Origin of the sequence: Brevibacterium sp. K72 (assembly GCF_050562175.1) — a bacterium.
Classification (GTDB): domain Bacteria; phylum Actinomycetota; class Actinomycetes; order Actinomycetales; family Brevibacteriaceae; genus Brevibacterium; species Brevibacterium casei.
The window spans coordinates 3,102,656-3,124,552 of record NZ_CP191582.1 but is presented as its reverse complement, the minus strand read 5'-3'; the positions used below and the strand labels follow the sequence as shown (position 1 = coordinate 3,124,552).

General features: G+C 67.4%; 20 protein-coding genes and 4 tRNA genes. 21 read left to right on the top strand and 3 right to left on the bottom strand.

Going from position 1 to position 21,897, the window contains the following annotated elements; genetic code table 11:
• The first annotated feature begins 335 nt into the window (after nt 1–335).
• Nucleotides 336–980: a hypothetical protein gene (locus tag ACQ1RG_RS14160; protein ID WP_131247771.1), complete on the top strand. Its 645-nt coding sequence runs from the start codon at nt 336–338 to the stop codon at nt 978–980.
• A 76-nt stretch (nt 981–1,056) separates the two neighbouring features.
• Here the strand turns inward: ACQ1RG_RS14160 and ACQ1RG_RS14155 are convergent, their stop codons facing one another.
• Nucleotides 1,057–1,854 carry a DUF4870 domain-containing protein gene (locus ACQ1RG_RS14155; protein WP_009377109.1) on the bottom strand — a complete coding sequence of 266 codons (798 nt, stop codon included), beginning with the start codon at nt 1,852–1,854 and terminating at the stop codon, nt 1,057–1,059.
• 194 nt (nt 1,855–2,048) lie between these two features.
• On the bottom strand, nt 2,049–2,906 hold the full coding sequence (locus ACQ1RG_RS14150) for a DUF3097 domain-containing protein (RefSeq protein ID WP_430600172.1): 858 nt from the start codon (nt 2,904–2,906) through the stop codon (nt 2,049–2,051).
• A gap of 136 nt (nt 2,907–3,042) precedes the next feature.
• Here ACQ1RG_RS14150 and hrcA point away from each other — a divergent pair, with 136 nt between their 5' ends.
• From hrcA to zapE, 8 genes are all read left to right on the top strand, one after another.
• Entirely contained in the window at nt 3,043–4,095 is a 1,053-nt protein-coding gene (hrcA, locus tag ACQ1RG_RS14145) for a heat-inducible transcriptional repressor HrcA (RefSeq protein ID WP_009377111.1), read from the top strand.
• 101 nt (nt 4,096–4,196) lie between these two features.
• Complete coding sequence (dnaJ, locus tag ACQ1RG_RS14140) at nt 4,197–5,309, top strand: molecular chaperone DnaJ (protein ID WP_095375503.1); 1,113 nt, start codon at nt 4,197–4,199, stop codon at nt 5,307–5,309.
• Nucleotides 5,306–6,088: a 16S rRNA (uracil(1498)-N(3))-methyltransferase gene (locus ACQ1RG_RS14135; protein WP_009377113.1), complete on the top strand. Its 783-nt coding sequence runs from the start codon at nt 5,306–5,308 to the stop codon at nt 6,086–6,088. The genes dnaJ and ACQ1RG_RS14135 overlap by 4 nt, the downstream gene beginning before the upstream one ends.
• A 65-nt stretch (nt 6,089–6,153) precedes the next feature.
• Complete coding sequence (locus ACQ1RG_RS14130; protein WP_009377114.1) at nt 6,154–7,173, top strand: PhoH family protein; 1,020 nt, start codon at nt 6,154–6,156, stop codon at nt 7,171–7,173.
• Entirely contained in the window at nt 7,170–7,658 is a 489-nt protein-coding gene (gene ybeY, locus ACQ1RG_RS14125) for an rRNA maturation RNase YbeY (protein WP_009377115.1), read from the top strand. Before ACQ1RG_RS14130 ends, ybeY begins: the two co-directional genes overlap by 4 nt.
• A gap of 3 nt (nt 7,659–7,661) precedes the next feature.
• Nucleotides 7,662–8,930: a hemolysin family protein gene (locus tag ACQ1RG_RS14120; RefSeq protein ID WP_009377116.1), complete on the top strand. Its 1,269-nt coding sequence runs from the start codon at nt 7,662–7,664 to the stop codon at nt 8,928–8,930.
• A gap of 1 nt (nt 8,931) precedes the next feature.
• On the top strand, nt 8,932–9,867 hold the full coding sequence (gene era, locus ACQ1RG_RS14115; RefSeq protein WP_009377117.1) for a GTPase Era: 936 nt from the start codon (nt 8,932–8,934) through the stop codon (nt 9,865–9,867).
• A gap of 97 nt (nt 9,868–9,964) precedes the next feature.
• Nucleotides 9,965–10,978, top strand: coding sequence for a cell division protein ZapE (gene zapE, locus ACQ1RG_RS14110; RefSeq protein ID WP_009377118.1), 1,014 nt, complete (start codon nt 9,965–9,967; stop codon nt 10,976–10,978).
• Nucleotides 10,979–11,152: 174 nt separating this feature from the next.
• Here zapE and ACQ1RG_RS14105 read toward each other — a convergent pair whose 3' ends face one another.
• Nucleotides 11,153–11,632 (bottom strand): PGPGW domain-containing protein, encoded by a 480-nt coding sequence (locus ACQ1RG_RS14105; RefSeq protein ID WP_223289878.1) that lies wholly within the window; start codon nt 11,630–11,632, stop codon nt 11,153–11,155.
• 134 nt (nt 11,633–11,766) lie between these two features.
• On the opposite strand from ACQ1RG_RS14105, the gene ACQ1RG_RS14100 reads away from it, so the two are divergent.
• From ACQ1RG_RS14100 to ruvC, 12 genes are all read left to right on the top strand, one after another.
• Nucleotides 11,767–11,839: transfer RNA gene (locus tag ACQ1RG_RS14100), tRNA-Gly, on the top strand.
• 26 nt (nt 11,840–11,865) lie between these two features.
• Nucleotides 11,866–11,936: transfer RNA gene (locus ACQ1RG_RS14095), tRNA-Cys, on the top strand.
• A gap of 34 nt (nt 11,937–11,970) precedes the next feature.
• A tRNA-Val gene (locus ACQ1RG_RS14090) sits at nt 11,971–12,042 on the top strand.
• Nucleotides 12,043–12,080: 38 nt separating this feature from the next.
• Nucleotides 12,081–12,152 (top strand) — tRNA-Val (locus ACQ1RG_RS14085).
• 344 nt (nt 12,153–12,496) lie between these two features.
• Nucleotides 12,497–13,876 carry a DUF4190 domain-containing protein gene (locus ACQ1RG_RS14080; protein WP_009377120.1) on the top strand — a complete coding sequence of 460 codons (1,380 nt, stop codon included), beginning with the start codon at nt 12,497–12,499 and terminating at the stop codon, nt 13,874–13,876.
• 194 nt (nt 13,877–14,070) lie between these two features.
• Nucleotides 14,071–16,077 carry a threonine--tRNA ligase gene (gene thrS, locus ACQ1RG_RS14075; protein ID WP_119296213.1) on the top strand — a complete coding sequence of 669 codons (2,007 nt, stop codon included), beginning with the start codon at nt 14,071–14,073 and terminating at the stop codon, nt 16,075–16,077.
• Nucleotides 16,074–16,688: an HIT family protein gene (locus ACQ1RG_RS14070; protein ID WP_009377122.1), complete on the top strand. Its 615-nt coding sequence runs from the start codon at nt 16,074–16,076 to the stop codon at nt 16,686–16,688. Before thrS ends, ACQ1RG_RS14070 begins: the two co-directional genes overlap by 4 nt.
• Nucleotides 16,685–18,943 (top strand): alpha/beta hydrolase family protein, encoded by a 2,259-nt coding sequence (locus ACQ1RG_RS14065; protein WP_131247765.1) that lies wholly within the window; start codon nt 16,685–16,687, stop codon nt 18,941–18,943. Before ACQ1RG_RS14070 ends, ACQ1RG_RS14065 begins: the two co-directional genes overlap by 4 nt.
• Before the next feature lie 4 nt (nt 18,944–18,947).
• Nucleotides 18,948–19,568, top strand: a complete 621-nt coding sequence (gene pgsA / locus ACQ1RG_RS14060) for a phosphatidylinositol phosphate synthase (RefSeq protein ID WP_009377124.1) — start codon at nt 18,948–18,950, stop codon at nt 19,566–19,568.
• Complete coding sequence (locus tag ACQ1RG_RS14055; protein ID WP_040341488.1) at nt 19,555–20,034, top strand: NUDIX hydrolase; 480 nt, start codon at nt 19,555–19,557, stop codon at nt 20,032–20,034. The genes pgsA and ACQ1RG_RS14055 overlap by 14 nt, the downstream gene beginning before the upstream one ends.
• A gap of 255 nt (nt 20,035–20,289) precedes the next feature.
• A complete protein-coding gene (locus tag ACQ1RG_RS14050) occupies nt 20,290–21,042 on the top strand; it encodes a YebC/PmpR family DNA-binding transcriptional regulator (RefSeq protein ID WP_095375512.1) in 753 nt (250 codons plus the stop codon).
• Nucleotides 21,042–21,638 carry a crossover junction endodeoxyribonuclease RuvC gene (gene ruvC / locus ACQ1RG_RS14045; protein WP_430600171.1) on the top strand — a complete coding sequence of 199 codons (597 nt, stop codon included), beginning with the start codon at nt 21,042–21,044 and terminating at the stop codon, nt 21,636–21,638. The genes ACQ1RG_RS14050 and ruvC overlap by 1 nt, the downstream gene beginning before the upstream one ends.
• Nucleotides 21,639–21,897 lie beyond the last annotated feature (259 nt).

The window sequence follows — 21,897 nt, the reverse complement described above, 5'->3', positions numbered from 1 at the left end:
TTTCGTGGACCCCCGACGGTGCGGAGCAAGCGAGGTGGACGATGTCGAACCCTCAGCCCGAAGATGACCGACACGGCCGACAGGACTCTGCTGTGCCTGGAGCGAATGCGGACCGGGGTTCTGATTCCCGCCCGCCCGGCGTTGATCCGCGTGGAGGCCAGCCGCCTGTTCCGGAGTCGCCAGCACCGCCTCCGTCTTACCTCCCGCCGCAGGCATCCGGGCCGCCTCCGCGCTCGAGACCCCGGCGGCACTCGTCCCGGCGGCCGTCGGGGACGGCAGACCTCAGGCGTCTGGGCAGAGATGCCGTGGGCGCAGCGGCGACGGCTGCTGAGTCCGTGCAACGGTCCGACCTCTGGAAGCGGGGACGCGCGGCGGCGGGAAGCGCTTCACGGGCGGCGGCAGCGAAAGGACGCGCCGCGGCACACACGACTGCGGCGGCCTCGACGACCGCATGGCGTCACGGCAGGGACATGTATGCGGTCTCGAGTCGACTTCCCGGCGAGGGGCACGGCCGCCCGAGTCGGCCGTGGGAGATCCGCACCGCTGCTGTCCTCGGGCTCATCGCGCCGTTGTTCATCGTCCTCGCGATCATCTCGATGGCAGTCACCGGTGGACGCACACTGAGGTCGTTCGGCTGGATGCTGCGCGGCATCGGGGACACGACCGGCGTCGAACCGGTCAACGCCGCTGCCGACATCTCAACGGGCCTGGCGGACGCCCTCGTCGCCTTCGGCATCATTGTGGGGCTCGTGGTCATCGCGGCGTTCTGCATCTATGCGTGGAGAGTGCTCGTGGGGCGCGGTCACGCCAAATGGGTGGCGCTCATCGCTCTCGTCGCCTCACTCTTCGTCCTCACTCCGTTCAGTCCGGTTCTCACCGCAGGGTTTCAGATCTTCGCGACGGCCAGTCTTGTCTTCGCCTTCCTCCCGCGTTCGTCGGCGTGGTTCGTCCACCGCCGGAACAGGCGATTCTCACGGTGAGCCGAAACAGGACCGCCGCCTGCGCAGATGCGCAGACGGCGGGTCCGAGAGTCGGCGGCTCAATGGCCGCAGCTGATCACTTGATGAAGTTGATCGTCAGCGGGAACTTGTAGCCCTCGCCCTTGTTCGCAGCCACGGCGGCGATGATGTAGATGACCGCGTAGACGAGCGGGATGAGGAACGCGAAGTAGACGATGAGGAATCCGAAGCCCATCGTCACGAACGCGAGGATGGTGCCGATGATGCCGAGGACGATCGAGGCGGCGAACGTGGCGATCATGTTCGTGATCCACGCGTTCGTGCCCTGGCGGGCGTAGTCGCGGACGAAGGGCGACTCGTCCTTCTTCACGAGGAACATGATGAGCGGGAGGAAGCCGACGAAGAGCGACCCGATGTTCGTCCACAGCGCGGTGGTCCGCTCGGAGTCGGTGGCGTTCCAGAAGCGCTCGGAGCCCGGACCGTACGCGGACTCGGGCAGGTTGGCGGAGTCGAACATCGCGGGGTTGGCGTGCATCGCGGGCTGGACGCCGTACTGCTGGCCGCCGTAGTTCTGCTGGCCGCCGTACTGCTGGCCATAGCCCTGCTGCGAGCCGTACTGCTGAGCGCCGTAGTTCTGCTGGGAACCGTGCTGCTGCTGGCCGCCGTAGCTCTGCGGCTGGCTGCCATACTGGTTCTGCTGGGAGCCATAACCCTGCTGACCGTAGCCCTGCTGCGAACCGGAGTTCTGCTGGGAGTCGTACTGCTGCTGCGAACCGGAGTTCTGCTGCGGCTGCTGGCTGTAGGGCTGCTGGGGTCCGGACGCCTGGGTGTAGTTCGGAGGCATCGGACGCGACTGGTTCGGCTCTCCGTTCGGAGGCTGCGGGGAGTTCGACATGAGGGTCCTTTCGAGAAGCTTCTGCACTTCCACCCTAGACCAGCGGCCCCAGCCGAAGGGTGGGAGCGGCGTTCCAAGTTCGTCACAACTGCCTCGGAGCCGGGCCCTTGCGACTGCCTCGGAGTCGAAACCGCAGCGACCTCAGTCCCCGCAGCGACCTCAGTCCACGCAGCCCCGCAGCGAACTCAGACCCCTCAGTCCACGGTGACGAAGTCGATGAGCTCCTCGACCCGGCCCGAGAGCGTCGGCTCGACATCGGCGATCGTGCTCACGGACCTGAGGATCCGCACCCATCCGGCGGCGACGTCCTTGTGATCGGCGTGCGGCCAGCCGATGCGGCGCAGTATCCCCGTCTTCCAGTCCTCTCCGCGCGGGACGGTCGGCCATGCGGCGATGCCGACGACGTGCGGCTTGACCGCCTGCCAGATGTCGACGTACGGGTGGCCGATGATGTGGACGACGTCGCGGTAGCGCGGATCGGAGCGGACCGCCTCGGCGATCTTCGACTCCTTCGTCCCGGAGACGAGATGGTCGGCGAGGATCCCGACCCGATGCTGCCGGTCCGGGCCGAACTCGGCGAGCTTGTCGGCGACGTCGTCGAGTCCGCCGAGGGGTTCGACGACGACGCCTTCGATCCGCAGGTCGTCGCCCCAGATCTTCTCGACGAGCTCGGCGTCGTGCTTGCCCTCGGCCCAGATCCGCGACCCCCTGGCCACCCGCGCCTTCGCGCCGACCACGGCACGTGAGCCCGAGGCTGTACGACCGGGGGCAGCCGGCTTGCGCTTGGGCAGGCGAAGGTCGACAGGCTCGCCCTCGAGGAGGAAGCCGGGGCCGAGCGGAAATGACCGGACAGCGCCGCGGCGGTCCTCGAGTTTGACGACGACGCCGCCCGTCGTCTTCTCGGCACCGACGACGGCGCCGACGAAACCGCTCATCGCGTCTTCGAGCACCATGCCGAGGCCGACCTCGACGGGGCGGGACTTCTTGGGCCGGTGCGAGGACGGCGACGAACCGGAGAGCACGTCCGAACCATAGCGATCAAAGGCATTCACAGCCCACCAGCGTAGTGAATGCGCAGGGCCGATCCGCGCTGACCCGCGGGTGGGGCGGCGGAAAGTGAATTCACCGGAGAAGAGGCGTAGAATTGGCACTCGGACTATTCGAGTGCCAAATTCCGGGAGGAGTCGGATGAACGACAGCAGGCGCGCGCAGGTGCTCCGTGCGATCGTCGAAGACTTCGTGGCCACGAACGAACCCGTGGGGTCGAAGGCGATCGTGCAGCGGCACACCCTCGGGGTGTCGCCCGCGACGATCCGCAACGACATGGCTCAGCTCGAGGCCGAGGGATACATCGCCCAGCCGCACACCTCGGCGGGGCGCATCCCCACCGACCTCGGCTACCGCATGTTCGTCGACCGCATCGACGAGTTCAAACCGCTCAGCGCCGCCGAGCGCCGCGCGATCATCCAGCTCGTCGAAAGCGAATCCGACCTCGACGGGATGCTCGACCGCACGGTCCGCCTGCTCGCCGGGCTCACCCACCAGGTCGCGCTCATCCAGTACCCCATGGTCTCGCAGGCCAGGGTCAAGCACATCGAGGTCGTCGGTCTCGCCGCCGGCCGGATCCTCGTCGTCCTCATCACCGACGCGGGCCAGGTCGAGCAGAAGATCGTCGGCCTCGCCGAGGCGGTCGATGAGGAGGATCTCGCCCGCATCCGTGAGCGGATCAACGCCGAGTTCGCCGGCCGGAAGCTCTCACGCATCGACCTCGGCGAGGCCGCCGGAGCGGCGGAGTCGGATCACGCCCCTGCCGAGGGCATGGCCGAAGTCCCAGGGGGAGAGGCGACGTTCGCCCGCCTCCGCGACGCCGTCATCGATCTTGTCGCCGCGACCCGCGAAGAGCGGATCATCATGGCCGGCACCGCGAACCTCGCCCGCTCGGGCAAGGAGTTCGGCGAGCAGATGGCCCCGATCCTCGAAGCCTTCGAAGAGCAGGTCGTCCTCCTCAAGCTGCTCACCTCGATGGCCGAGGACCACGCCGAGATCAGTGTCCGCATCGGCCGTGAGAACACTCACGAGTCCTTCAGCTCGACATCCGTCGTCGCCGCCGAATATGGTCATGTGGCAGGATCCTCGGCCCGCCTCGCCGTGCTCGGTCCGACCCGCATGGACTATCCGACGACGATCTCGGCCGTGCGCGCCGTCGCCAAATACGTGTCCTCCGCCCTCGAACGGGGATAGGCGAGGCCTCACCGGCGGGCGCAGCGCCCGTCGCCCCAGACAGTCCCACCTGACAGACAGTTCCACACACCACGATCACCATCAGGGAGAGAGAAGTTTCAGTGGCCGATCACTACGAAACACTCGGAGTGTCCAAGGACGCTTCGGCGGCTGAGATCAAGAAGTCGTACCTCAAGCTGGCCCGGAAGTACCACCCCGACGTCAACCCCGGCTACGACGAGGAATTCAAGTCGATCTCACTCGCCTACGAGGTCCTCTCCGATCCGCAGAAGCGCCGCAACTACGACATGGGCGGCGGCGAGAACGGTCAGGGCTTCCCTGCCGGCGGCTTCGGCGGCTTCGGCGACATCTTCGAGACCTTCTTCGGCGGCGGGGGCGGCTCCGCCGGTGGTCCGATCCCGCGCACCCAGCGCGGCAAGGACGCCCTCGTCGGCGTCAACATCGATCTGCGCACCGCGGCCTTCGGCGGCACCGTCGACCTCGACGTCACCACTGCGGTCGTGTGCGAGACGTGCAGCGGCGCCGGCACCCAGGACGGCACCTCGATCGAGACGTGCTCGCTGTGCCACGGCTCCGGCAGCATCCAGCGGATGACCCGCACCCTGCTCGGTCAGATGGTGACGAACCAGACGTGCAACCAGTGCCACGGCTTCGGCACCGTCATCCCGCACCCCTGCCTCAACTGCCAGGGCGACGGACGCGTGCGCAAGCAGCGGACGATGAAGATCCGCATCCCCGCCGGAGTCTCCGACGGCACGCGCATCCAGCTCTCCGCCCAGGGCGAGGTCGGCCCTGGCGGCGGTCCCGCCGGTGACCTCTTCGTCGAGGTCATGGTCACCCGCCATGAGGTCTTCCGCCGCGACGGCGACAACCTCCGCGCTGCCGTCTCGGTGCCCATGACCGCGGCGGCGCTCGGCGCCCGCATCCCGTTCGAGACCTTCGACGGCACCCAGGACCTCGACATCGAACCCGGCACTCAGTCGGGCACGGTCGTCAGGCTTCCGGGCCTCGGCGCGACCCGCCTGCGGACCGAGACCCGCGGGGACCTCCTCATCACCGTCGAGGTCACCACGCCCGACAGGCTCGACGACGAACAGCGGGAGCTGCTCGCCCGACTCGCGACGGTCCGCGGCGAGGAGACACCGCGCGCGCAGATCACGACCGAGAACCGCGGCATGTTCTCCCGCATGCGTGAGAAGTTCGCCGGTCGGTGAGCCTCCCGGTCTTCCATTCCCCGCAGGCCGCCGAGGCGGTCGCCGGTTCCGCGCTCACGCTCGGTGAGGACGTCGCCGGGCACGCCGTGCGCGTGCGCCGGATCGGCCCCGGCGAGGAGATCGACGTCGTCGACGGGCACGGGGTCCGCGCCCGCGGAACCGTGAGCACCGCCTCGGCGACTGCACTCGTCCTCGACGTCACCGAGGTCACCCGGACTCCCGAGCACGGACCTCGGCTCGTCCTCGTCCAGGCGCTTGCGAAGGGCGACCGCGACCTCCAGGCGATCGAGGCGGCCACCGAGATCGGCGTCGACGAGGTCATCCCATGGGCGGCCGAACGCTCGATCGCCGACTGGCCGGCGAAGAAGGCCGCGAAGATGGCCGCGAAATGGGAGAACCTCCTCACCGCGGCCTCCCTCCAGTCGCGGCGCTCGCGCTTCCCCGTCCTCGGGGAGCTCGCACGCGGCACGGGACTGGCCCACCGCCTCGGCGAGGGGACCGGGGATTCCGCTGCAGCCGACCCGGGTGGGGAGGCGATCTTCGTCCTCCACGAAGCCGCGGCGACCCGCCTGACCGCGCAGCTGCGGGACCTCGATGCGGGCAGCACCGAGCGCATCGTCCTCATCGTCGGACCCGAAGGCGGGATCACCGAGGCCGAGCTCGAGGCCCTGCAGGGGATCGGGGCGCGCACCGTCGTCCTCGGCGACACCGTCCTCCGGTCCTCCTCGGCGGGACCGGCCGGACTCGTCCTCGCGCAGAATTCCCTGGGCCGCTGGTGACGAACCGGACTACGATAGAAGCTGACCTGTCCTCACCTCGGGTGAGCGCGCGACGCTCCGCCTGAGTGACCTACGAACGAAGGACCATTCTGGACACCTCCACCGATTCATCGACCGCAGCGGACTCGGCGTCCTCGGAGACCGTCCGCCTCGTCATCCCGGACTCGATCGACCTCGTCGAGTTCTTCGGCCCCGGAGAGGCGAACCTCCGCACGCTCGAGAGGGTCTTCTCCGGACTCGACCTCCACCTGCGCGGCAACCAGCTCCAGGCCGCCGGCGATCCCGACCAGGTGAGCTCGTTCGTCACCGTCATCGGTGAGCTGAAGAAGCTCCACCAGTCGGGCCATCGCATCGATGAGGAGACGATCGACCGCGTCGCCTCGTTCTCCTCCGAGGGCAAGGCGGCCTCGGCGGTGATGGGCACGAACATCCTCTCGACCCGAGGGAAGTCGATCCGCCCGAAGACGATGGGCCAGCACGACTACGTCAAGGCGATCCGGAACAACACGATCACCTTCGGCATCGGCCCGGCGGGCACGGGCAAGACCTATCTGGCGATGGCCATGGCCGTCAACGCCCTCCAGAACAAGGACGTCTCACGGATCATCCTCACCCGCCCGGCCGTCGAAGCCGGGGAGCGCCTCGGATTCCTTCCGGGCACGCTGGGGGAGAAGATCGACCCGTACGTCCGCCCCCTCTACGACGCCCTCCACGACATGGTCGACCCCGAGTCGATCCCGATGCTCATCGAGACGGGCACGATCGAGGTCGCCCCGCTCGCCTACATGCGCGGGCGCACCCTCAATGACGCCTTCATCGTCCTCGACGAGGCCCAGAACACGACGGGCGAGCAGATGAAGATGTTCCTCACGCGGCTCGGCTTCGGCTCCCGGATGGTCGTCACCGGCGACGTCTCGCAGATCGACCTGCCCGGGAACACGAAGAGCGGACTCAAGGTCGTCCAGAAGATCCTCGCCGACATCGACGACCTCGCCTTCTGCCAGCTCGGCAGCAAGGACGTCGTGCGGCATTCGCTGGTGACGAAGATCGTCGACGCCTACGACCTGTGGGGGAACGCGAAGTGAACACCGAGATCGCCAACGAGACCGAGGACGAGGTCGACCTCGACGAGGTCGTGGCGCTGACCGAATACCTCGGCGAGGCCCTGCACATGCACCCCGGGGCGGAGCTGTCGGTGACGATGGTCGACGAGGCGGCGATGTCCGAACTCCACGTCACGTGGATGGACCTCGAGGGACCCACCGACGTCATGTCGTTCCCGATGGACCAGCTCAGCCAGGGTCGCGCCGACGCCCCGACCGAGGGCCAGATGGGCGACATCATCATCTGCCCGGCCGTGGCCGCGAAGCAGGCCGCAGCGGCGGGCCATTCGACGATGGATGAGATCCTCCTCCTCACCGTCCACGGATTCCTCCACCTTCTCGGCTACGACCACGGGGAGCCGGAGGAGCGGGAGGCGATGTTCGCCCTCCAGCGCCACCTGCTGCTGACGTTCTTCGCCGCCCGCTACGACGGCCGGACGGACATCCCGACGCCGACCGAGGTCTGAGCCGTGCTCTGGTTCTTCCTCGCGGCGCTGCTCTGCCTCATCTTCTCGGCGACGCTGGCGGCCGTCGACGCGGCGCTGCTCAGCGTCTCCCACCACGCGATCCAGGATGCGAAGGACGAGGGCAAGGCCTCGGCGGTGCGGGTCGAGCGGATCCTCGCCGACCTGCCGACGAACATCAACGTCATCATCTTCGTCCGCCTCTTCCTCGAGGCGCTCGCGACCGTGTTCATCGCGCTGGCCTACGACTCGCTCTACTCGGTCGGTCCGCTCATGGTCGTCCTCACCGTGCTCACCTCCTCGATCGCCGTCTTCGTCGTCGCCGGGGTCTCCCCGCGCACGATCGGGCGTCGCCGTTCGCTGGGAGTGAGCCTGGGACTGAGCGGGATCGTCACCTTCCTCCTCGTCGTCCTCCGTCCCCTGACGAAGGTCCTCGTGTGGCTGGGCAACCTGCTCACCCCGGACAAGGTCTACAAGGACGGACCCTTCGTCACCTCGGATCAGCTGCGCGACCTCGTCGAGAGGGCGAGCGAGTCCGACATCATCGAGGACGGCGAACGCGACATGATCCAGTCGGTGTTCATGCTCTCGGAGACCTCGGCGAAGCAGGTCATGGTCCCGCGCACCGACCTCGTCACCGTCACCTCGGGCACTCCGCTCAACAAGGTGATGAACCTCTTCCTCCGCTCCGGGTTCTCCCGGATCCCCATCAGCGGAGAGGACCTCGACGACATCGAAGGCGTCGCCTACCTCAAGGACGTCGCCCGGCGACTCCATCAGCATCCGGAGGACGCCGAGCGTCCGGTCAACACGCTCGCCCGCAGCGTCCTCTTCGTCCCGGAGACGAAGCCGGCCGACGACCTGCTGCGGCAGATGCAGATCGAGTCGACGCATCTGGCGATCCTCATCGACGAGTACGGCGGCACCGCGGGACTCGTGACGATCGAGGACATCGTCGAGGAGATCGTCGGCGAGATCGACGACGAATACGATGCCGTCGATGAGGACCTCGTCGAGGCCGACGACGGCACTTACCTCGTGAGCACGCGGATGTCGATCACCGACTTCGCCGAGTACTTCGACGTGCGCATCGACGTCGACGACGTCACCAGCGTCGGCGGTCTGCTCACGAAGCTCATCGGGCGCGTGCCCATCGCCGGCTCGAGCGCCGAGATCGCCGGTCTGCGCCTCACCGCGCTCGAAGGCCAAGGCCGCCGCCACCGCATCGCCCACGTCACGGTGACACGGGTCGACACACCTGAGGAAGAGAGCTGAGATGGACTTTCGCACGGACTACCCCGAGGACTTCCGGGCGGGCTTCGCATGCTTCGTCGGCCGCCCGAACACGGGCAAGTCGACGCTGACGAACGCGCTTGTGGGCGAGAAGGTGGCGATCACCTCGGCGAAGCCCCAGACGACGCGCCACACGATCCGCGGGATCGTCCACGAGGACGACCATCAGCTCATCATCGTCGACACCCCGGGCCTGCATAAGCCCCGGACCCTGCTCGGCTCCCGGCTCAACGACCTCGTCGTCGCGACCCTGAGCGAGGTCGACGTCATCGGCTTCTGCCTGCCCGCCGACGAGCCCATCGGACCCGGCGACCGCTACATCGCCTCCCAGCTCGCCCTCCTCGACGGCCGGACCCCGATCGTCGCCCTCGTGACGAAGGTCGACACCGTGAGTCAGGACAAGGTCGCCGAGGCGCTCCTGGCCGTGAGCGAACTCGCCGACTTCGCCGACGTCATCCCCGTCTCCGCCGTCGACGGCTTCCAGGTCGAGACCGTCGATCAGGTGCTCTCGAGCTACCTGCCGGTGTCCCCGCCGCTCTACCCCGAAGGCGAGCTCACCGACGAACCCGAAGAGGTGATGATCGCCGAACTCGTCCGCGAGGCCGCCCTCGAAGGCGTCCGCGATGAGCTGCCGCACTCGCTGGCCGTCCAGGTCGAGGAGATGTACCCGCGGGAGGGCCGCAGCGAGGACAACCCGCTGTGGAACGTCCACGTCAACCTCTACGTCGAACGCCCCAGTCAGAAGGCGATCATCATCGGCAAGGGCGGGAAGCGGCTCAAGGAGATCGGCTCGGAGTCGCGCCGCGGCATCGAGGCGCTGCTCGGCACGAAGGTCTTCCTCGACCTCCACGTCAAGGTCGCCAAGGACTGGCAGCGCGATCCCAAGCAGCTCGGACGCCTCGGCTTCGACTTCACCTGAGGCCGGGCGCGCGGGCCGCCTGTCGCTGCCTCGGGCCGTCGCCCGGTGTGTCTGGGGTCATGCCGGCCCGAACGTGCCCTGCAATAGACTAGGGCGGGTGAATGCCGAGCAGACCCTCACCTCGCTGAGCGAGCGCAATCCCACCGTCGCCCCCGACGAACTCATCGCCGGACTCGTCCCGCCCCCGCAGTTCGAGGACGTGTCGTTCGCGAGCTACCGGACCGACCCCAACGAGCCCTCGCAGGCCGAAGCGCGAGCCAAGCTCGAGGAGTTCGTCGCCGACGACCGGTCGAAGGGGTTCTTCGGAAAGCTCTTCTCCAAGGGCAAGGACGGTCCCAAGGGCGTCTACCTCGACGGCGGCTACGGCGTCGGCAAGACCCACCTTCTCGCCTCGGCGTGGCACGCGAACGAGAAGCCGGCGACCTTCGGCACGTTCGTCGAGTACACCAACCTCGTCGGGGCACTCGGCTTCGTCCGGGCCCGTGACGACCTCAAGCAGATGAAGCTCGTGTGCGTCGATGAGTTCGAACTCGACGATCCCGGCGATACGGTGCTCATGTCCCGGCTCATGCGCGAGCTCACCGACGCCGGGGTGAAGATCATCGCGACCTCGAACACCCTCCCGGGATCGCTCGGGGAGGGTCGCTTCGCCGCGCAGGACTTCCTCCGGGAGATCCAGGCCCTGGCCGACCAGTTCGAGGTCTACCGGATCGACGGTCAGGACTACCGGCACCGCGGGCTCACCGCACCGGCTGAACCGCTGACGCCGGCCGAACTCGATGCGGCTGCCGCCGAGCTGCCCGGAGTGGTCGCCCGCGATGACTTCAGCACTCTGCTCGAGCATCTCGCGACCGTCCATCCTTCGAAGTACGGGAGGATGGTCGACGGCATCGACGCCGCCGTGTGGGAGAACGTCCACACGATCGACAATGAGAGCGTGGCGCTGCGCTTCGTCGCGCTCGTCGACCGCCTCTACGACCGGGATGTGCGCATCATCAACTCCGGTGAGCGCCTCGACCGGGTCTTCACCGAGGAGTCCCTGTCCGGCGGGTACCGCAAGAAGTACATGCGCTGCCTCTCGCGCCTCACTGCGCTCTCCTCTCCGGAGTAGTCCCTTCTCCCTTCCCTCACTTCCAGTTGTGGTCGAAGAACCGAGGCATTCTGCCCGAATCGGTCGATTCTCCTCGGTTCTTCGACCACTTCTGGTTGGATTCCGGGCTGGGTGGAGGTCCGAGGGCGGACGCCTCCGGTCGACGACCTCGACGGCCGTGTCTGGATTCCTCCCTCAGCGGAGGTCGAGGGCCTCGAAGACCCCGCCGAAGTGGGGCACCCAGTCGGGGATGCCGATGAGGCGCAGCACCAGCCAGACGACGCAGGCGACGAAGGCCGCGGTGAGAGCGCCGACCGCCCAGCGCACCCACAGCGGCTGGCGCATGATCCAGTGCGTCCACGCCTCGACGCGCACGCGGACGAAGTGGAGCAGGTGTCTGGCCCAGTGGAACTCGGTCGAGATGACGAAGAGGCCGATGATGACGATGAGCCACCCGGGGCCGGGCAGGGGGACGAGGATGAGCCCGATGACGACGATGAGCGAGCCGACTCCGCCGACGATGAACCTGTAGAGCCGGGCCGCGTGCGGGTTCGCGGTCACGCTCATCCGCCAGCGCAGGAACCCCAGACGGAACCGACGCCAGGAGGGCCGGCCGTGCTTGTGATGGCGCGACAGCCAGCCCGCTGGCCGCTTGTCAGGGGGTCGCTCATCCACGTCAGCCATTCAACCCGAGGAGTCTGAAAGCTTGATTCGGATCTGTGACGACGATCACCGCGTTTGGATTTTGCGTCCGTGCCCGGCTGCGTATAGAGTTATATCTCGTTGCCAGGGAAACCGGGCAGCGAAACGCGGATGTGGCTCAGTTGGTAGAGCATCACCTTGCCAAGGTGAGGGTCGCGGGTTCGAGTCCCGTCATCCGCTCGGAGGCGTCATGGCACTGCCTTGGCGGTGGCGTGGCCGAGAGGCGAGGCAGCGGCCTGCAAAGCCGTATACACGGGTTCGAATCCCGTCGCCACCTCGGATTCTCCGACAGCTCGTCTGTCGGTGAGTTAGCGCGATTGGCGCAGCGGTAGCGCGCTTCCTTCACACGGAAGAGGTCACTGGTTCGATCCCAGTATCGCGCACAGGGGCCTTCACGGTTCCGGTGCAACAAATGAATAGAGCGCGATTGGCGCAGCGGTAGCGCGCTTCCCTGACACGGAAGAGGTCACTGGTTCGATCCCAGTATCGCGCACACTAGGAACCCCAGGCTCTGACCTGGGGTTTCGTGCATTCACGCCAGTGCTCAACTCCTCGGGGTCCGCGCTCTCGCGGTCCCCCGCGGTCCCAGCAGTGCAGCAGCTGAAGCCCCTCGGCGCCGGCGTCTTCTCACCCGCCTCCCGGGCCGAAGGCAGCCACGCGGCGCCTTCTCCTCCGTCGGCCGGGTCGACGGCTGAGCGGCAGCATTGTCGCCGTTCACGACGCGCCGACGGAAAAGGCGACATGTGTGGCAGTTCTGCCACGCACAGTGCATGTTGAGGCTACTCTTATGCTTGTACGCTAGTCAGAGCACAGCCCACACAAGGACTCGGAGCACATATGTCTACCCCGCAGAATCCGTACGATCCGAACCGCCGTTCGGACAACGAGAACACCGGCGAGAATTCCGCGAACGATCAGAGCCGTTCAGCAGATGAGAACGGCAGCGAGTACGGTTCGAACAGCCAGGCCCCCCAGTACGGATCGAACGAGCCGACCCGTTCGTACGATTCGGGTGACCGTGCGCCGTCGTACGGGTCCGACCAGCCGACGCAGTCATACGGCTCGGACAACCAGGCACCGAGCTATGGCTCTGGTGACCAGGCGCCGAGCTACGGCTCGGACAACCAGGCTCCGAACTACGGCTCTCAGTCCCAGTACGGTCAGGACGGTCAGTACGGCGGCTCCCAGGGCGGCTACGGCCAGAGTCAGGGCTACGGTCAGAGCTACGACCAGAACGCCCAGGGTTCCCAGGGCGGCTACGACCAGAACTACGGCCAGGGCTATGACCAGAACGCCCAGGGCTACGACCAGAATCAGAACTACGGTCAGAGCTACGACTCCAACCAGTACGGCCAGCAGCCGGCCTATGCTGCAGCCGGCGGCGGGGGAGACCAGTTCACGCCTGCGAACCCGAACGCCTCCTACGGGAACTACTCCTCGGGATCCGGCGGCAGCACCTCGAAGAACATCTGGGGCATCCTCGCCCTCATCGGCGGCATCATCGGCGTCGTCCTCGCCTTCGTCTTCGGCATCGGCCTGATCTTCGGCATCGCCGCCGTCGTCTTCGGCTTCATCGGCCTCTCGGCGATCAAGAAGGGCCTGGCGAGCAACAAGGGCGTGACCATCACCGGTCTCATCCTCGGCTTCGTCTCGATCCTCATCTCGATCATCGTCATCATCGCCACGATCATCGGCATCGGCATGCTCGGCAAGGCCGTCGACGAGATGTCGGATGCGCCCACCTCCTACGGTGCACCGATCGACCCGACCGATCCCGGTGCCGAGTCGCCGGCGACCGAGGAGACGGCGGAGGCCGCACCGGTCGAGGGCGGAGAAGTCGAGATCGGCACCGACGTCACGGCTGCAGTCAGCGTCGCGCCCGGCACGGCGAGCAACACCGCGATCGGCGCGGAGTCGACGAACGGCGAGATCGCCATCGTGACGATGACGATCAAGAACAATTCGAGCTCCGAGATCGACATGTCCCTGACCAGCGTCACGGCCTCCAACGGCTCGGGCGCGACCTACTCGGACGTCTTCGACGGCAACAAGTACCAGGGAATCCTTGCCTTCGCCGAACCCGTCCCCGCCGGCGGTGAGAAGACCTACGAGTTCGCATACGGCGTTCCCGCCGATGAGGTCGATCAGATGGAGCTCCAGCTCCTGCTCTTCGACGACCTCGGCAAGGGCACGACCTTCGACTTCAAGAAGGTCTGACGACCGGGCCGGAGCGAGTCCGAGCGTTCCCCACCGCAGTCGCGCAGGGGCAGTTGGGTGGCAGTCATACGACTGCCACCCAACTGATTTCGCAGACCCGTTTTGGTACTAGACTCTAAGAGCGGCGTGCGCGCAGAAGCCGTCAGCGTGTCGGCGCCGCAACGTGAGACAAGCACAACGATCGGAGAGATTCAGTGGCAGACAGCATCGACTGCGCGGGTGAGAGCATTCCCTGGAGACAGGGTCTGACCGGGACGGAGATCTTCTCCACGGACCGCGCGGTGGTGGCGATGTGGCTGAATGGGGAGCCGGCCGACCTCAGCCGCGAACTCGCCCCGGGCGACAGCATCGCCCCGATCCTCATCGATTCCCCCGAGGGTCTCGACATCCTCCGCCACTCGACCGCGCACGTCACCGCGCAGGCCGTGCAGGAGCTCTTCCCCGATGCCAAGCTCGGCATCGGCCCCTACATCACCGACGGCTACTACTTCGACTTCGATGTCGCCGAGCCCTTCACCCCCGATGACCTCAAGGCCATCCAGAAGAAGGCCGCGCAGATCGTCAAGTCGGGCCAGACCTTCAACCGCGTCGTCGTCACTGAGGACGAGGCGCGCGAGCGCATGGCGAACGAGCCGTACAAGCTCGAACTCATCAGCGACAAGGGCGCCGGCGACGACGAGTCCGCAGCCGTCGAGGTCGGGGCGGGCGAACTCACCGTCTACGAGAACGTCGACCGCAAGGGCGAGGTCGTGTGGCAGGACCTCTGCCGCGGCCCCCACCTGCCGAACACGAAGCTCATCGGCAACGGGTTCGCCGTCACCCGCTCCTCTGCCGCCTACTGGCGCGGCGACCAGGCGAATGCGAGCCTCCAGCGCGTCTACGGCACCGCGTGGGCCTCGAAGGACGACCTCAAGGCCTACCAGGACCGCCTCGCTGAGGCCGAACGCCGTGATCACCGCAAGCTCGGTGCCGAACTCGACCTCTTCTCCTTCCCCGAGGAGCTCGGCTCCGGTCTGCCCGTCTTCCACCCCAAGGGCGGTGTCATCAAGCGCGAGATGGAGGACTACGTCCGCGCCCGCCACATCGAGGAGGGCTTCGAGTACGTCGGGACTCCGCACATCTCGAAGGAGACCCTCTACTACACCTCGGGCCATCTGCCCTACTACGGCGAGAACATGTTCCCGTCGATGCTCGTCGACGAGGTCCGTGACGAGGAGGGAGAGATCGTCAAGGCGGGCACGCCCTACCGCCTCAAGGCGATGAACTGCCCGATGCACAACCTCATCTACCGCTCCCGCGGACGTTCCTACCGGGATCTGCCGCTGCGGCTCTTCGAGTTCGGCACCGTCTACCGCGACGAACCCTCCGGCGTCGTCCACGGTCTCACCCGCGTCCGGGCGCTCACGCAGGACGACTCGCACTCCTACGTCGCGATCGAGGATGCGGCCGCCGAGATCCGCCATCTCCTCGGTTTCGTCTTGAGCCTCCTGCGCGACTTCGGACTCAACGACTTCTACCTCGAACTCTCCACCCGCGACGAGGACGGGAAGAAGAAGGACAAGTTCATCGGCTCCGACGAGCAGTGGGCCGAGGCGACCGCGACCCTCGAGCAGGTCGCTGCCGAGTCCGGACTCGAACTCGTCCCCGATCCCGGCGGAGCCGCGTTCTACGGCCCGAAGATCTCCGTCCAGGCCCGGGATGCGATCGGGCGCACGTGGCAGATGTCGACCGTCCAGCTCGACTTCAACCAGCCAGAGCGCTTCGGACTCGAATACGTCGCCGCCGACGGCAGCCGCAAGCAGCCGGTGATGATCCACTCGGCGAAGTTCGGCTCGATCGAACGCTTCCTCGGTGTCCTCACCGAACACTATGCCGGAGCGTTCCCGGTCTGGCTCTCACCCGTCCAGGTCACCGCCATCCCCGTCGCCGACGAGTTCAACGACTACCTCTATGAGGTCGCCGTGAAGCTGCGCGCCGCGGGCGTGCGCGTCGAGGTCGACGACAGCGACGACCGCTTCCCGAAGAAGATCCGCAACGCCTCGAAGTCGAAGGTGCCCTTCGTCCTCATCGCCGGTGGGGAGGACCGCGACGCCGGTGCGGTCTCCTTCCGCTTCCGCGACGGTGAGCAGGACAACGGAGTGCCCGTCGCCGAGGCGATCGAGCGGATCGTCGAGGCGATCGAGACCAAGGCCCAGGTATGACCACGGAGGACGGACAGTCCGACCACCTCGGCGAGGGGAAGCGGACCGAACCCGACCTCGGCATGGACCTGGCCGACATCGAGTCGGCCTCGGGCTTCCCGGGGGAGCCCGACGGATTCCAGCGGCTGTGGACACCGCACCGGATGGTCTACATCGGCGGCCAGGACAAGCCGAAGGACTCGGGTGTCGACGAATGCCCGTTCTGCGCGGCACCGAAGAAGTCCGACGAGGAGGGGCTCATCGTCGCTCGCGGTGAGTCCGTCTACGCCGTGCTCAACCTCTATCCGTACAACCCGGGACATCTCCTCATCTGTCCCTACCGGCACGTCGCCGACTACACGGAGCTCACCGAGGAGGAGACGGTCGAGCTCGCCCATTTCACGCAGAAGGCGATGCGCGTCATCCGGTCGGTCTCCGGGCCCGACGGCTTCAACCTCGGCATGAACCAGGGCGAGGTCGCCGGTGCCGGGATCGCCGCCCACCTCCACCAGCACGTCGTCCCGCGCTGGAGCGGAGACGCGAACTTCCTGCCCGTCGTCGCACAGACGAAAGCCCTGCCGCAAGTGCACGCCGATGCCCGGGCAGCGCTGTCGAGAGAATGGAACCGATGAACCCCGAAGACCTCGATTCGCTCGCCGAATACGCCACGCCCGTCGTCGCCGGTGAGGACACGATCGTCGCGATCACCCGCCCCGACCTCGAGTCGAACACCTACCTCACGCAGCTCTTCGCCTTCCGTGGGGAGTCCTCGCAGCGGATCACGCACGGCTGGCGTGACTCGGCCCCGCACATCGGCGAGCACTGGTCCGGATATCTCAGCGCTGAGAAGTCCGAGCGACCGCAGCTCTTCGCCGGCCCCTCGCTCGCGACGGCGCACCGGATCACGGACAACCACCTCGGCGTCACCGAGTTCGACATCGACGATGCCGGCAGTCGCGCCCTCTACGTCGCCCGAGTCGCCGAATCCGGCCGCTACGGCACCGACGACGACATCCCCGCCGAGGAGGAGGCACCGCGTCGGATCACCTCGGCGGCGTATCACGCCAACGGGCTCGGGTATGTGGGGGATCGTCCCGCCCGGGCCTTCCTCGTCGACCTCATCGAGCCGGGCCTCGGCAAGGCGGGCATCACCGGCAGCGCCGAGGTGCCGCTGTCGACGATGCTTCAGACCCCCGAGTCCGATGTCCACGACCCGCAGTTCTCGCCGAGCGGCGCACGGATGAGCGTCATCGCCGACGTCACTCCTGACCGGGGAGAACCCGACCTGCGCTCGACGGTGTGGCTGCTCGGCTCCGAAGGACCGGAGGCACTCGAGCTGCCGCGGATGAGCGTGAGTCTGCACCGTTGGATCGACGACGATCGCGTCCTCCTCGTCGGCGCCGACCTCACGCGCGACGCCCTCGACTTCGTCGGTCAGATGCCCGGCCTCTTCGTCCATGATCTGAGCACGGGCACGACCCGCCGGCTCACCGACCCCGAAACCGTGGCGATCGCCTCCCTGCCTCCCATCGTCCTCGGGGAGTCGGCGGTCGTCGCCGTCGACACCGACGGTGCGACGCGCCTGGCGAGGATCGATCTGTCCGCCGAGGCGGTCGTACTCGACGACCTCCGCTTCCTCACCGATGCGCTCAGCGTCGTCACCGGCTTCGCCGTCGACGGGGGAACCGCCGTCGCCACTGCCGTGACCCCGGAGAGTCCCGCCGTGCTCATCCGGGTCGGCCTCGACGGCTCCGGCGCCGACGGGCCGAGCCCGACGGCTGGGGCGACGGAGATCGCGGGCCACAGCTCGATCGAGGGCGGGGTGATGGACGCCAACGCCGTCGCCGACCTCGTCGACGATGAGCACCCCCATGCCGATTCGACGCTCGCCGAGGCGCACGCAGCCGGTGAGGACGACATGTACGACTCCGACGTCGCCGCCGTGTCCTCCGCTGAATCCGGGCTCGCCGTCGCCGGCGTCGCCGATGCGGCGGAGGCAGCCGGGGCCACCGCCTCGGCGGGGGAGACGGGGCCGAGCGTGCTGCGCGCGCACCCGGCACCGGCGAACTCCGTCCTCCCGCGGCTTCTGCGCGTCGATGGCGAGGGCGGGACGATCACCGGATGGCTCGCCAAACCCACAGGTCAGGGACCCTTCCCAGTCGTCCTCAACATCCACGGCGGTCCCTTCGCCCAGTACACGCACGGATGGTTCGACGAGACCCAGGTGCTCACCTCGGCGGGGTATGCGGTCGTGTACGCGAACCCTCGCGGTTCAGGCGGACGCACCCGCACATGGGGCACGGCAGTGCAGGGGAACATGGCGGAGCCGGCGATGGCCGACGTCCTCGCCGTCCTCGAGCATGCGCTCGCGCTCGATTCGGACCTCGACGGGGACCGCCTCGGCGTGCAGGGCGGATCGTACGGCGGATACCTCACCGCGATGACGATCGCCGCCGACCACCGGTTCCGGGCCGCGATCGTCGAACGCGGCTACCTCGACCCGCACAGCTTCGTCGGCACCTCGGACATCGGACGCTTCTTCTCGGAGGAGTACACGAGCCGGGACGCCGCCGCGATCGAACGGCAGTCGCCGCTCGCCCATGCAGCTGAGGTGCGCACCCCGGCACTCGTCATGCATTCCGAACTCGACTTCCGGTGCCCGCTCGAGCAGGCTCAGCAGTACTATGCCGCCCTGCAGCGGGCCGGCGTGGAGACCGAGCTGCTCATCTTCCCCGGCGAGAACCACGAACTCTCCCGGTCGGGGCAGCCGCGCCATCGGCGGCAGCGCTTCGACGCGATCATCGACTGGTGGGACACCCACCTCGGCGGGCGACCGGCGGAGTCGGCGACCGACGACCGTCCACTGACGACCGCGGTGGTTCGCTGACCCGATGCTCAACACCATTGCCCGCGCGGCATTCACCCGACTCTTCCGTCCCCTGGCGAGGCTCCTCCTGCGCCTGGGACTGACACCCGATGCCGTGACGTACATCGGGACGATCGGGGTGTGCGCGGGTGCCCTGGTGTTCTACCCGCTCGGGCAGCTGCTCTGGGGGACGATCGTCATCACGGTCTTCGTCTTCTGCGACATGCTCGACGGGATCATGGCCCGGGAGACCGGGCGCAACAGCCTCTGGGGGGCCTTCCTCGACTCGACGCTCGACCGGATCGCTGATTCCGCGGTCTTCATCGGGCTCGCCCTGTGGTTCTTCCTCGGCGCCTCCGACCCGCTCACCGCGCTGCTCGCCCTCGGCTGTCTCGTCACCGGTTCGCTCGTCTCCTACGTCCGGGCGCGCGCGGAGGGACTCGGCGTCCACGCCGCGGGTGGGATCGCCGAGCGCGCCGATCGGTTGTTGGTCACACTCGTCGTCACCGGCTTGGTCGGAATGGGACTACCCGATATCGTTCTGACGGTCGCCCTGGGCGTCTTGATGATCGCCTGCTGCATCACTATCCTGCAAAGAATTTCGTCTGTCCGCCGTCAACTCCTGGAGAACCATGAAACCTCGTAAAGCTTCGCGGGTCGTACTGCTCAATGAGCGCGACGAGGTTCTCCTCATCAGGGCCCAGGACCTGCTCACTCCGTCCCACCAGTGGTGGATGACGTGCGGCGGCGGTTCGGAGATGGGCGAGACCCCGGCGCAGACGGCGGCGCGGGAGCTCGCCGAGGAGACAGGCATCGAATGCGAGCCCGGCGACCTCATCGGTCCGCTCGCCATCCGCGACGAGGTCTTCCACTTCACGGAGAAGGAGCTGCGGCAGCTCGAGACCTACTTCGCCTATCGGACGACCGAGGACATCGAGCTCGAAGACGCCGTGTGGACGGACATCGAGAAGCGCAGTCTCCTCGAGTTCCGCTGGTGGAGCCGCGAAGAGCTGCTCGAGACGACGGAGACGATCTACCCGAGGAACCTGCTCAGCCTCATGGAGCTCGCCTCCCGGGGAGCCGTCCCCGACGTCCCGCTCGTCATCGACTGATTGTCTGCGGGCGGTCGGCCGGCAGACGCCTCGGCAGCCGGCTCAGCTCGATCGGCGGTTCCGCCGGGATCGGCTCACCGTCGCAGGGGAGAACCGGCGGGGTCGGCTGGGACGACGAACAGCCTCGGCGGGGGAAGGCTGGGACCGACGAACAGCCTCGGCGGGGTGCTCCTCATTCCGTCCTCCGGCGCGCTTTCGGGCGGAGGGGCGCGAGCGTATAGAATCGTAGGGCTGTATCTATAGGAAGGAACACCAGTGTCAGGTCATTCCAAATGGGCAACGACTAAGCACAAGAAAGCTGCCATCGATGCCAAGCGCGGCAAGCTCTTTGCCAAGCTGATCAAGAACATCGAGGTTGCCGCACGCAACGGTGGACCTGATCCCGATGGCAACCCGACCCTCTTCGACGCGATCCAGAAGGCGAAGAAGAACTCCGTCCCGGCCGACAACATCAACCGCGCGGTCAAGCGCGGCGGCGGCCTCGACGGCGAAGCGGTCAACTACGAGACGATCATGTACGAAGGCTACGCGGCCGGCGGCGTGGCGCTGCTCATCGAGTGCCTCACCGACAACCGCAACCGTGCGGCCTCCGAAGTCCGGGTCGCCGTGACCCGCAACGGCGGATCGATGGCCGACCCCGGCTCGGTGTCGTACAACTTCAACCGCAAGGGCGTCATCGTCGTCCCGGCCGAGGGCACCGACGAGGACGCCATCGTCGAAGCGACCCTTGAAGCCGGGGCCGAAGAGGTCAACGACGAGGGCGAGACCTTCGAGGTCATCTCCGAGGCGACCGACCTCGTGGCCGTGCGCACCGCGCTCGTCGACGCGGGCATCGACTACGACTCCGCCGAGGCGTCGTTCGTGCCCGGACTCAAGGTCAGCCTCGACGCTGCGACCGCAGCCAAGGTGTTCAAGCTCATCGATGCCCTCGAGGACAGCGATGAGGTCCAGAACGTCTACTCGAACGCCGACGTCAGCGACGAGGTCCTCGCAGAACTCGACGCCTGATGCGCATCCTCGGCGTGGACCCCGGCCTCACGCGGTGCGGGCTCGGCGTCATCGACACCCTGTCGGCCCGTCGGGTCGCCATGGTCGCCGTCGACGTCGTCCGCACCCCGTCCGCGGATTCCGTGGACCTGAGGCTGGGGAGCCTCGCCGAGGCGTTCGACACCTGGCTCGATGTGCACCGTCCCGATGTGGTGGCCATCGAGCGGGTGTTCGCGCGCAATGACGTCTCGACGATCATGGGCACCGCCCAGGTCTCGGGGCTGACGATGGGGCTCGCCGCGCGCCGCGGGATCCCCGTGGCGATGCACACCCCGTCCGAGGTCAAGGCCTCGATCACCGGCTCCGGCCGAGCCGACAAGAAACAGGTGACGAACATGGTCACCCGCATCCTCGGCCTCGACGCTCCGCCCAAGCCCGCGGATGCCGCCGACGCACTGGCGATCGCCATCTGCCACTCATGGAGAGGGGCGCTGAGCGCGCAGTCGACTCCGGGTGCGAACAAGGACCTCACCGAGCGCAAGGGCGGCGGCCGGCAGGGGAGCCGGCTGACGAAGGCCCAGGAGCAGTGGGCAAGAGCCCTGCGCGACGCGAAGTGAGGGTTCCGGGCGTACTGTTCGGATGACGCCGAATGCCGACGCTGTGTCAGGGCGAATGGACGGCGGGCGATGCCTATTCGCGCTTCAACGTCCTGTTTCCCCGCATTTTTGGGGGTGTGTTCCCCCGCCCTTCGACGGCGGTTCCTTGGGCGGATCAGTGCCGTGTTGCGTCGCTCCCTGCAGGCTGTTTCCCTCGTGCTCGGAAGTCGTTCTATCTCGCGCGCCTCTGTGTTCGGAGCATCGACGTTCGGTTCTCTGC